Origin of the sequence: Bacillus sp. SD075, from assembly GCF_017355165.1 — a bacterium.
In the GTDB taxonomy this organism is placed as follows: Bacteria; Bacillota; Bacilli; order Bacillales; family DSM-1321; genus Peribacillus.
The window spans coordinates 244,347-256,079 of sequence record NZ_JADILK010000002.1 but is presented as its reverse complement, the minus strand read 5'-3'; the positions used below and the strand labels follow the sequence as shown (position 1 = coordinate 256,079).

General features: G+C 31.4%; 9 protein-coding genes and 3 tRNA genes. 11 read left to right on the top strand and 1 reads right to left on the bottom strand.

The annotated features are described in order from the left end of the window. The first annotated feature begins 39 nt into the window (after positions 1-39). The 9 genes from IOC57_RS03290 to IOC57_RS03250 all read left to right on the top strand — a co-directional run bounded on the left by IOC57_RS03290 (position 40) and on the right by IOC57_RS03250 (position 5,016). A tRNA-Gly gene (locus tag IOC57_RS03290) sits at positions 40-114 on the top strand. Positions 115-122: 8 nt separating this feature from the next. Next, positions 123-196: transfer RNA gene (locus IOC57_RS03285), tRNA-Cys, on the top strand. Positions 197-204: 8 nt separating this feature from the next. Beyond that, positions 205-285 (top strand) — tRNA-Leu (locus IOC57_RS03280). A 130-nt stretch (positions 286-415) separates the two neighbouring features. Next, positions 416-1,342 carry a tyrosine-type recombinase/integrase gene (locus tag IOC57_RS03275; RefSeq protein WP_207437395.1) on the top strand — a complete coding sequence of 309 codons (927 nt, stop codon included), beginning with the start codon at positions 416-418 and terminating at the stop codon, positions 1,340-1,342. 157 nt (positions 1,343-1,499) lie between these two features. Continuing rightward, positions 1,500-2,315: a replication initiator protein A gene (locus IOC57_RS03270; RefSeq protein WP_207437394.1), complete on the top strand. Its 816-nt coding sequence runs from the start codon at positions 1,500-1,502 to the stop codon at positions 2,313-2,315. A 22-nt stretch (positions 2,316-2,337) separates the two neighbouring features. Further along, on the top strand, positions 2,338-2,874 hold the full coding sequence (locus IOC57_RS03265) for a MerR family transcriptional regulator (RefSeq protein WP_207437393.1): 537 nt from the start codon (positions 2,338-2,340) through the stop codon (positions 2,872-2,874). A gap of 257 nt (positions 2,875-3,131) precedes the next feature. Next, positions 3,132-3,461 carry a hypothetical protein gene (locus tag IOC57_RS03260; RefSeq protein WP_207437407.1) on the top strand — a complete coding sequence of 110 codons (330 nt, stop codon included), beginning with the start codon at positions 3,132-3,134 and terminating at the stop codon, positions 3,459-3,461. Between the two features lie 123 nt (positions 3,462-3,584). After that, the gene (locus IOC57_RS03255; protein WP_207437392.1) at positions 3,585-4,052 is read left to right on the top strand and encodes a hypothetical protein; all 468 of its coding nucleotides are present in this window, start codon (positions 3,585-3,587) and stop codon (positions 4,050-4,052) included. A gap of 295 nt (positions 4,053-4,347) precedes the next feature. Further along, complete coding sequence (locus IOC57_RS03250) at positions 4,348-5,016, top strand: DUF1129 domain-containing protein (RefSeq protein ID WP_207437391.1); 669 nt, start codon at positions 4,348-4,350, stop codon at positions 5,014-5,016. A 16-nt stretch (positions 5,017-5,032) separates the two neighbouring features. On the opposite strand, the gene IOC57_RS03245 is transcribed toward IOC57_RS03250, so the two are convergent. Then, positions 5,033-5,257: a hypothetical protein gene (locus IOC57_RS03245; protein WP_207437390.1), complete on the bottom strand. Its 225-nt coding sequence runs from the start codon at positions 5,255-5,257 to the stop codon at positions 5,033-5,035. 454 nt (positions 5,258-5,711) lie between these two features. Here IOC57_RS03245 and IOC57_RS25680 point away from each other — a divergent pair, with 454 nt between their 5' ends. Together IOC57_RS25680 and IOC57_RS03235 are read left to right on the top strand one after the other, a co-directional pair. Next, positions 5,712-8,384 carry a hypothetical protein gene (locus IOC57_RS25680; RefSeq protein WP_286184484.1) on the top strand — a complete coding sequence of 891 codons (2,673 nt, stop codon included), beginning with the start codon at positions 5,712-5,714 and terminating at the stop codon, positions 8,382-8,384. 389 nt (positions 8,385-8,773) lie between these two features. Next, positions 8,774-11,662, top strand: a complete 2,889-nt coding sequence (locus IOC57_RS03235; RefSeq protein WP_207437389.1) for a DEAD/DEAH box helicase — start codon at positions 8,774-8,776, stop codon at positions 11,660-11,662. Positions 11,663-11,733 lie beyond the last annotated feature (71 nt).

Here is an 11,733-nt window from a genome sequence, read left to right as displayed (position 1 = left end):
CGTCATGCGAAGGTTCGATCCCTTCTAGCCCAGCCATATGCGAAAGTAGTTCAGTGGTAGAATACAACCTTGCCAAGGTTGGGGTCGCGGGTTCGAATCCCGTCTTTCGCTCCAAAAACGTTGGCGGCATAGCCAAGCGGTAAGGCAGAGGTCTGCAAAACCTTTACCACCGGTTCGATTCCGGTTGCCGCCTCCAACATACATGCCGGTGTGGCGGAATTGGCAGACGCGCACGACTCAAAATCGTGTTCCTCTGGAGTGCCGGTTCGACCCCGGCCACCGGTATCATGAAAGCTTATAGAATCAAGGTCTCAACTTAATTGTTGAGGCCTTTTTTCTTTGTCTTTTACACGACAAAAATAACTAAGAATCGTGTGCTGCGAATCGTGTGCCTTGAATTAGACAGGAGGAGAGTATGGCAAGACGTGGAGACCTTACAAAGGATGAATTAAAAATCATTAAAAAGAAAATAACAGATGAAGAAGCATTTGAAAATTTCTTTAGAGATTGTTTTTTAAGAAATCTAAGACCAGCAACAATTGATTATTATAAAAATGAATTTCATGCTGCTAAGAAGTTTATTAATAAGACACTGGTTGAATGTGAACAGCAAGATATAGAAAATCTGATTATAGAAAGCAAAAAGTTAATAAAAGTAACTACTATAAATACTCGGTTACGTGCTCTCCGATCATTTTACAATTATCTTTATAAAAATAAGTTAATTGATAAAAATCCGATGAAAAACATCAAATTGTTAAGAGACAGATTGAAAACAATAGAAACTTTAGATAGTAAAGAATTGGAGTTGTTACTAAAGACAATACGAAAACAAAAAACGTTTGTAGGATTTAGGGATGAAGTAATTTTGCTTGTATTTTTAGATACTGGAGTGCGATTGTCTGAATTGGTTGGGGTTGAGGTGGAGGATGTCAGAGAAAATAAAATTATCATCAGGAAGACTAAAAATTCATTTGAAAGAACTGTTTATTTGTCTGAAGCAACCCAGGAGCAAGTAAAAAGATATATTTCAATAAGGGGTAATTTAGAAACTCAGAAATTATTTATCAACCAAGATAACAAAGAATTGAAATCTCATAGTATACAAACAAGATTCACGAAGTATGGAAAGGAAGCAAAAATCGATAAAAGAGTGAGCCCTCATACTTTTCGTCATACAATGGCCAAGAGGATGATTCTGTCTGGAATTGATGCTTTTAGTCTAATGACATTGTTGGGGCACCAAGACATGTCTATTACAAAAAGGTATGTAAACTTATGGGGACCTGATATTGAACGAAAGCATGAACAATACGGAGCGTTAAAGGGATTAAAATTATAAAATTGTACGAATGTTCGGTCACATAATAAAATAAATAAAAGAGATGGTAATGGAGTTTGGCGGCTCTACCATCTCTAAATAAAATACAAACAGGAGTTAAGACCCCTGCTAACTAATAGTAGCATGTCTTCTTTTGTTGTGTCAAAAGGGGAAAAAGATGATTAAGTATTACACTGAACAGCAAATCGATAACTTGATTTATGTTCAAACACCTAAAGTATTGATATATGGTTTAGAGTACAAAGATATGATGCCCCAAGCAAAGCTACTTTATATTACACTATTGGACAAATTAAAATTAAGCATGATAAAGGATTGGAAAGATGATGAAGGTAGATACTTTGTAATCATGTCCATCGATTATGGGGCAGAAATGCTTGGATTCTCACATTCAACTTTTAGAAGATGTAAATCTGAATTAAAGAAATTTAACTTAGTTGAAGAAAAACGAATGGGGCTAAATAAACCAAATAGAATTTACCTTGGTAGGTTATCGCATACTAATAATGACCTTTATAATATGGACGAATCAAGGAGTGTTCAATTTGAACAATCAGAAGTGCTCAATGAGAGCACACATGAATGTCAAATACGAGCAACAAATAATAATAAGAGTATAAAGATTGAGAAAAATAATAATATGGGAAATTTCAATTGTAATTACAAGGAATCTTTAACACCTGATAAATTTAGAGAATTACTGATTGAGGAATCAAATGAATTCTATACTGAACTCTCAATTGGAAGATGGTCTAAGAAATCATGGAATATTTTAATCAATAAATTTGTTGATGATACTATTTCGAGTGGCAGATGGACTAATGTACCTGAAGAAAAGATAAAGGGATACGCATATAAATCACTAGAGAGGATTTGCAATAACTCGGACTATAAACATGATGAAGAATTAAATGAGTTTCGAAGCATGAAGATCAAAGTTCCAGAAGAGAGCTATAATTGGCTAGAAAGTTAATTAATTTAAAGGAATGATAGGGATGGAAGCTTATCACAAAGTTGATGAGGTAGCAAAAGTGCTAGGTGTCACTCCTTCAGCAGTAAAGAAGTATTATTTAATGTTTGAAGAGCAGAACTACAAGTTTAAGCGAAGCAATCAGGGTCGCCTAATGTTTTCAGAAAAGGATATTGATTTATTTAATAAGTTGATTGAATTAAAGAATGAGCCTGGTATGAAGGTACATAATGCGGTAAAACAGCTGATAAAAGATAATGAGAATGATGTTTCTAATGTATATCAACTAGTCTCGAATATGATGGCTGAAATTACAAATTTAAAGAATCTCATTCGGCAACAGCGAAAGATTATCAATGATCAACAAGAGAAATTAAAAATAATTGATGATAAATATGGAACTTTAACAAAGATGGTAATGGAACAAGAAAAGAGAATTAGTCAGACTTTAGTAATTAGCGATCAAGAATTAGAGTCTTCAATTAAAGAAGTGAAGGAAGTAATTGGATATCAACTAGAAGAGCTTGAGGGGAAATTGAAACATAGCTTTAAAAAGTCATAAAAGAAATAAAATAGAATAGCGCTCATTAGCCCCAAAATGTCCAACGTTGGATTTTAATAGAGTTTGATATAGAATTATATTAGAACTCCTTCGAAGCTCAATACAGGCCAAATAAAAGATTAAAGGATTATCGTGTTTATGGTGCCTATTATTGGCTTTTAACTATAGCTGTACTGCCTGTAACGATAGTAATGTTATAAAGTTACATGTTTAAAAATCACGTTTAATAATGAAGAAAATAGGGGAGGAACTATTAAATGGCTGATAAAGTGACTGCTAATGAAGTAATAGAGATAATAAACAATATGGACAACGGAGAACGTATAAAGCTACTCGACAATATGTATGATAAATACTATGACGGGGGCGGTGCTGTTCGTTATAACGAGAAACTTACTAAAAACCTTGAAAAAGATATCGAATTTCTTAGTAAAAAGGTTGGAAAATTTGATATGTATTTCAATCGGTTAAATATTCAATTTTCAACAGAGCGTGAAACGGAAATAGCATTCCTTGCAGACAAGCTTAATAAATTGGAAAGGGAAGTGTTTTTGTTGGAAAGAAGGGATAATACTGATGATTATTGATTGGGCATATGTCCAATCTTTTTTTATTTTAAAAAAAGTTTCCAATTTGCTTTACGTTCTTAATAACGTCCATATAATGACTCCGTAAGATGAAGAAAATTAATTAGTAGGGAGTCGGTTTAATTGAGAAAAATGATAGTAAAAATTTTCAGTAATTATCTTTATGGAGATGATGGATGTTTTAATCAAGAAAATGCTGATAAAATTGGATTCAAAATTCTTTTGGTTCTATTATTGAATCCAAAAAGAGCAAAACAGTGGTATGAAGAAACTAGAGAAGAAACAAGAAAAGAGAAAGAAAAAGAAAATATTTTAAATCACTTAGTTAATACTATCTCACTAACAGACGACTTTTTAAACATAGGGTTCAATCACTTAAAAATTGGAAATGCAAATACTAAGATAATAAATCATATGCACATATTGATTTCTCTATATAGTAGCAGAATTGAATTGGAATGGGTGGATCTGGAATGGATGGATAAAGACAATTTTTTCGATCTATGCAGTATTGAGGGGGAAATCAAGCAAATCGAAGAAGAAATCGTTAGATTATACAAAGCTTTAAATATACAAGATCGGGCATCTTAATGCTCGGTCTTTTTTTACATAAAATCAATATTTTATTTACCATAAAAAATGGTTTACAAAGGAAATCATATTCTTCATTCAAGAAAATTTCATAATTCCAGACACTGACACTTAATAGCTATTTCATCCTGGGTAAGTTTTAAAGCTCTTCAAGTTTCGGCTTACTTCGCCAAAATAACCATTTACAAAACGTTAGTATATCCTATTTTGCACAAAAATATAAAAAAATGTATTTTTTTTGGTGTCGAATCTAGTATAATTGACTTGTTTGGAGAAATTGGGAGGGATTGGAAGCATGAAATTTAAAAAAGGAATCGTCAGTGTTGTATCAGCCGTTACTCTACTTAGCTGCATTTCACCATCTGCATCATTCGCTTCGACAGGAGTCGAGACGCCAACCGTGCAAGTTAGTAAAGAACAAATTGGTGACACGCAGGAATTAATCGATGTAGTTAATGAATTGGATCAGAGTAACTTAAATATGGATAACCTGTCCAAGAACAAGCAAAGTGAAATTAACAAACTTAGCAAAGAGGCACAAGAGTTCTATTACATATTTGAACAGGTAGTCAAAGAGAATGGTGATGATGCTGAAAAGGCTATAGCCACGCTTGCAACTTACTATCAGTCTATGAATAATGTAAATGTAGCTTCTACTAAACAAGAAGCTAGTGGACAAGTTTCTGCCTCATCCATAGGCGCTGTTAAAAAGTATTACCTTTCAAATACGCAAGTTAATAATATTATTAAAGATGCAGGACTTTATGGTGGAACATGGGCAGTTTTATCGGCAATAGCGAAGGCTTTTGCAAAAAACCCTACTCTTCTGACTGCAATGCTCGTAGCTATACCTGTATTGGGAGTAGCCGCCCTAAACAAATGCAATAAATACAGCAAAGGCGTTGTTATTACAGATGTTAGAATAGGTGCAACTCATAGCTGGTCTTGCGCTGCAAGAAAATAATAAAAGAGATCTCAGGCTATTTATGAGCCTGAGATCTCCTGATTTTAGAAGCGATAAATTCAGTAAGAAAGAAAACGGCTAGTCCCATTAGAAGAATAATAAATGAACTAGAAATGAATTCCTTGTTATAGAATTCGAAAGCAGAATTTATAAGAAGTGCCACAGACCAGAATATAAAGGTTGCAAAATAAGCAATATTCACGGCTCTGCGGTCAATCTTGTCATCGTTTTTAAAGAACACGTAACTCCTCCTCAATTAATATAACCTAGTTTATTAACTCCACTTTACCTTTTTTCACCAAGGAAGTCTAACATTATAAGTCCCACGTAGGAGCCAATTTTAGAGGAACAAAAATTCCTTGATTCTTAATACTTAGCAATCAGAGAAAAAAGTGACATCTTAATATTCTTATAAAAATACCTTCATGGCCAAAGGCTCAGCCTTTGCCAGCGTCAAGGCGTGTTCTTGCCTTGAACGCTTTGTTAAGTTGTTATGAGACGGAACAAAAATTCCCTGATTGCTAATACTAGCAGTGGAGGAAAAAATGTTCCTCTTGATTAGGTGTGCTACAAACGTATGTAAGTAGGGAATGATATACAGTTAAGAGCAATATAATTTCTCCGATAGAATTTACGTTTTTATTTATTCAGATAGAATAACAGCGTCAAATAAATAATCGGAGGAATTAACTACTATGAGATACCTATCAGAAAGATTCAATGAACAAGATTTTAAAAATATGGAGCCAGGCCACAATTATGCTTTTTGGTCAGAACCTGACAGTGGTAAATCAACGATGATTGGTATGCATCTTATTCCGTTATCAGAAAGAGAGAACAAGTCAATATTGTATCTGTATCCTAGATCAGCCATTGCAAATCAACTTAAAAATAAATTTACATCTCATGTAATTGATTATCGAACTTATCAATCTTTAGAAGAAGACTTGAGTAAAGGGATAATCATAAATCACTATGATTACATAGTCTGTGATGAACCTCATTATTTTGTAGAAGATGCTGACTTTAATGATGAAACTGAACGGTCATTCGATTTCATTAATAATGAAAAAGAGGCAGTGAAAATTTTCCTTACAGGAACTCCTGAACCATTGCAGTATGTAGAATTTAATAAACCTGTTATTATTATGACTAATGTCGATTATTCAAATAATAATGTTGAAGTAGTATTTTTAACTCGTTCCACAAAGATGATTGAAAATCAAATCAGAAAAGAATTGCACGATGGTCAACAGACTTTAGTTTTTTCATCATCAGCAACTGCGGCATACGAAATGTCTAGAAGTTTCTTAGAACACAATCCATTCTTTATTAGCAGTAAGGGTAATCAAACTTTCAAGAATAAAAATGATGAAGATATTCGAGAGAAAATTTTCAAAGAAGAAAAAACCGATCGTCAAATTGGATTTATGACTGCTGCTATGGATACTGGAATTAACTTTAATGAAGATGTAAAAAATGTCGTTATTCTAGGTATACCTTCTTCTGTAAGTATTCGACAATCAGTAGCAAGAGTTCGTAAAGGCGATAATAATAGAAAAGTACGATTGTTTATTCAAGTTCCTTATGGTCAAGCTATCAGGACTAAAATTGAATCAATGAAGCGTGATTTAGAGTTCTTAGATATTGGTATTCATGAATGGCAGAAAAAATATGGTTCCAAAAAAGTCGCAGATTTAAAAGCCTATTTAAAGCAAAATGAGATTATAGAAGAAGAAATAGACGCATTAAATTTAAAAATAGAGAAAAAACAACAAGAACTTTTTTATGCTCAGAGTCATTTACAAAACTATAGAAATTCTACTATTACTAGAGATAGAAATCCTATTTTGATAAACAAAAAGAAAATACATATAGAAAAAATCAACTGGAGAATAAAGAATACCCAAAAGTATCTTCATATTTTTCAAAGACTTCTTGAGGGTGGAAATGAGTCTACATCATTAAATAGCTTAAATAATGCCATCCAAGATGTTTATGCCTATTTAGTTAATAATAATGAAAATAGAATTTGTCCTGTTTGTTCAGCTGATAGAGGAGATAATTTACATTCAGAAATTGTAAATAATATACAAAACAATCTAGACAAGATTGCACAAAAATCAAATAAAATTAACAAAATAAATGAAAAAATAAAAACAGTTAAACAAAAAATTGAAAAACTCGAAATTGATAAATTAAAAATAGAGAAAGAAATTAAAAATTTAGATACTGAGTTTTTAATTTCTGAGAAGAATGTTTTAGATATACAAAATAATATCTTATATAACAGGGCCTTTTTTGAACGAGAGCTTCTTGAAATTGAAGGCTTATTAAAATTATCATCAGAAGAAATTACTAAAATCAACAATTACAAAGTCAATTTTCATACACTAAGATCTCTTCAGCGTAAATTAATTAATTTGCCTCAAAAGGAACTCAAAGGTGATCAGAAAATATATGATAACTTAAAGAGCAGAAGTTTAACACTTTCTAAGAGAGAGAGCGTATTAAAAGAGTTTCAAGAACTTGAACTACAAAATATACATAATAATGAAAAAGAGTATGAGACTTTAAATAAAAATATATTTTTATTATCTAAAGTCCTACCTAGTGATCAAAAGCATATTTCAATCGAATTCTATATCAACGAAATTCTACAAGAAATTAACAGTATTAAGACACAGTTGGAGAAATTAAAAAAGGCTTCTAATTTCTTTCAAATGCTCAAAGATAATTCTAAAATAGAGAAGAATATCCAGCATTACAAAGATGTAATTTCTGCCAAGAAGAAAAAAATAAAGATTTATGACGCTGAATACCAAAGTATTAATGAACATAGAGATTCTATATATAATGAAATTGGAAGTAAAGCTTCGGATCTTTTGAATAAGCCTAATTCTAGTATTCAAAAATACTTTAGATATTTAAATCCTGTACCAAGTGTAAATAAAGTTTTATTTAACTCATCGAGTCCTGAAGAATTAGAGATTGTTCTATCTTATAAAAACGAAAAAGATTTATCAATAAATCAAAGTAATGTTCAGTATTCATTAAGTTCTGGTCAGTTATATGTATTAGCTATTTCTATTTTTTTAGCGATAAATGAAGTCCAGAGTGTCAGTAAGCTTAGTTTTGTTGGAATTGATGATCCAATACAGAATATGGACGATGTTAATCAATTTTCTATCTGTGACGTATTATCTTCTATTAATAAACAGTTAATTTTCTCAACACATGATTTTGAATTCTTAAAACTTTATTTAAAAAAGAATGAATATAAAAAAGAGTCTATTCAAGTTTTCATGCTTGAACATAATGATTATTCAGTAACCAATGTAAAAGAGATAAATTTTAATAACGATTAATTCATTTAAATATAAACGCTATTGTGTCAAAAAACATGTTGACTTATGTTGTTATTTTATATAAGTGCTTTAAGTTTTCATATTAAGTATAAAATATCAATTTTATTATTTATTTTGTGATTCTCTCTTTAAACAATCTTAAAAACTCTTTCATCCACAAATGGACCAGATTGCTGCATATTCAATCTTATAGGGTGGCCAATATTGGTCAAACCATTGAGTTTTCAAGTTCAAGGATAAACAAATAAGTACTTAGATTCGTCCAAATGTTACAAAATAAGCCATTATAAATTTTAAAAGTGCTAAAAGAATGTATTTAAATCACATGAATGTTTTTGGGAATGACGCTACTTAAAATGCTCACTTTCCAATCAATATGAGGTGGAAATATGGTTTCGTATTTCATGAATAATTATGACAATATAAATTATCCTAAGAGTTTTGAAGAAATACCGGGACTACGGAATGCTCAATTAGGAGCAATTCATGCAATATCTTCCTTTTTTACATTAAATAAATCAAATGCGGCGATTGTTGTGATGCCTACTGGTTCAGGAAAAACAGCAGTTTTAATGATGGCACCTTATGTATTAATGGCCAAAAAAGTATTAATCGTTACACCAAGTAGGATGGTTAGAGGACAAATAGTAGAAGATTACAGTAATTTGAAAACACTATGTGATGCAAGAGTGTTAAATACAAATATTGACAAACCTATAGTTTATGAAATGGAAAATCTATATAAAGAAGAATTTAAAGATTCTATTATATGTTCTCAAATTATAGTAGCAACTCCAGCTTGTGCACTATCATTAACAAATAATACTGAAATAAATAAATCAATAGACATAGTTTTAATTGATGAAGCTCACCATGTACCAGCAAAAACTTGGGAACAAATTCTAATTAATATGAAACATGCAAAGCAATTATTGTTTACTGCTACACCGTTTAGAATTGATAAGAAGGAAATTAGTGGAGAGTTGATATATAATTATCCTTTATCGTTAGCTTACAAAGACGGTATCTTTGGTGAAATTCAATATGTTCCAATTGATGAAGCTCCTGATAAGGACAAGTTAATAGCTGAAATGGCCGAAATAGTATTTCTTACTGATAGGGAGAAAAATTTAGAACATTACTTGATGATTCGAACTAATAGTAAAAAGAAAGCCAAATATCTTGAAGAGTTATATGGAGAAATAACAAATTTAAAATTAAAAAGAATAGATAGCTCTATGGCTAACTCTACAATAAAAAAATGTATTAAGGAATTAAAAGAAAGAAAGCTAGACGGAATTATTTGTGTAGATATGTTAGGAGAGGGATTTGACTTCCCTAACTTAAAGATAGCAGCAATTCATGATCCTCACAAATCATTGGCTAATACCCTGCAATTCATCGGTAGGTTTGCAAGAACTAATGCTGATAATATAGGTGCTGCAAAGTTCATTGCTATGAATGATAGTGATCTACTAATTGAAAATAATGTCCTCTATTCTAATGATGCAACATGGCAAGAAATGATTATTGATATGAGTGAATCAAAGGTTATACAAGAAGAATCTGAAAAAGAATATATATCTGAATATCACATAAGAAATAGTGAGAATACAAGTTCTATTCAAGACTTTTCTTTACATGGCATAAGGCCTAATTGTCATGCAAAGATATATAAAGTGAACGATTTTATTATTAATGCAAATTTCCCTAGGATTTGTAAAGTGGAATTAGGTCCATTTTTAAATGAAAATGATAATACAGTTGCTGCAATTGGAAGGGATAGGTTATCTCCAAGGTGGTCTATTGGGGGGAAATTAGAAGATTTAGAAAATATTCTATATTTGGTTCATTTTCAGGCAGAAACTAAATTATTATTTATTTACTCACAAATTAAAAGTGAATCCATTTATGAGGAAATAGCCGGTGCGTTTTGTGGATCATTTGAAAAGATACCAAAACATGCCATGAATCGGGTGCTTGGCAACTTGCAGGAATTTGAGATATTTAACTCAGGTATGCAAAATAGGTTTAATGAATCTGGGGAATCATACAGAATTTCTGCAGGTGCAGATGTAAGTAATGCTATAGATCCAAGTACAGGTAAGTTATACTCTGCTGGACATGTTTTTTGTAAAGCAACTACAAATGAAGGTAGTATAACAATCGGTTATAGTAGTGGTTCAAAGTTTTGGAGTTCCTCATATCTAACATTAAGAGACTATATAAGATGGTGTGACATAAATGGTTTGAAAATAGCAAATAGTGATATTCAGGTGAAGACCAATACAAATTTTGACTTCTTGCCCATTCCTCAACAATTAGAGAAATACCCTAGCAATATATTTCTATGTGATTTCTCTGGAAGGACTTATTCTAACCCTCCAACTATTTATGAGGTAGGGAAAGATGAGCCTGAAGGAATATTACTGGATATACTAATAAAAATTATAGATATAAAAAAAGAAAATATTAAGCTCTCATTTAGTATAAATGATGTCGAAGAAGAGATAGTTTGTGATGTTAATGGTAGATATAATTCAGCTGAAAGTAAATTTCTAGTATCAGAAGGGCGCAGAAAAGATAGCCTTTCAGATTACCTAAATAATTATCCCCTAACTTTTCGTACTACTGATGACGTTTTGATTCAAGGAATAGAATTAAGTCAAGGTGATCCGAATGCAATAGTATTTAGTAATGAAAATATTCTTCCAATTGACTGGAAAGGAAAATATGGAACTGATATAACGGTTGAATTCAATGATGACTCTTCTAGTGTAAAGTCAATACAGTCATCATTAAAGGAGATATTGGAAGAGAATACTAAATTTAAGTATATTATATATGACCATTCAACTGGAGAAATTGCAGATTATATAACAGTATCTGAATGTGAAAATGAATATGAAATTACCCTATTTCATGTAAAAAAGATGAGTGCGGCAAATTATAATAGTAGTATGAATGATGTTTACGAGGTTGCAGGACAAGCTGTAAAATCAATTATTTGGCTAAAAAATAAATCTGCTTTATTAAAAAAGGTTTCAGAAAGGAGAAGATCAAGCCACTGTAATTTTATTCGTGGAGAGTATGAGGCATTCAGAAGAGATATTAAAAATGAAGATAAAATGATAAAAGGAAAGATTGTAATAGTACAACCATCTATTAGTAAGAACACTGATATGCCAGAGAAAATACAAGAAGTATTGGCTGCCGCAAGATATTATATCAGTAATTCAGGAAAAGTTAGGAATTTAGAAATATGGGGAAGTAATTAAACATTTTACTAAAACAAAAACTGCTATTGTTCAACACTCAAGCGCTAAAGTTGAATAGAAATAATAGAGAT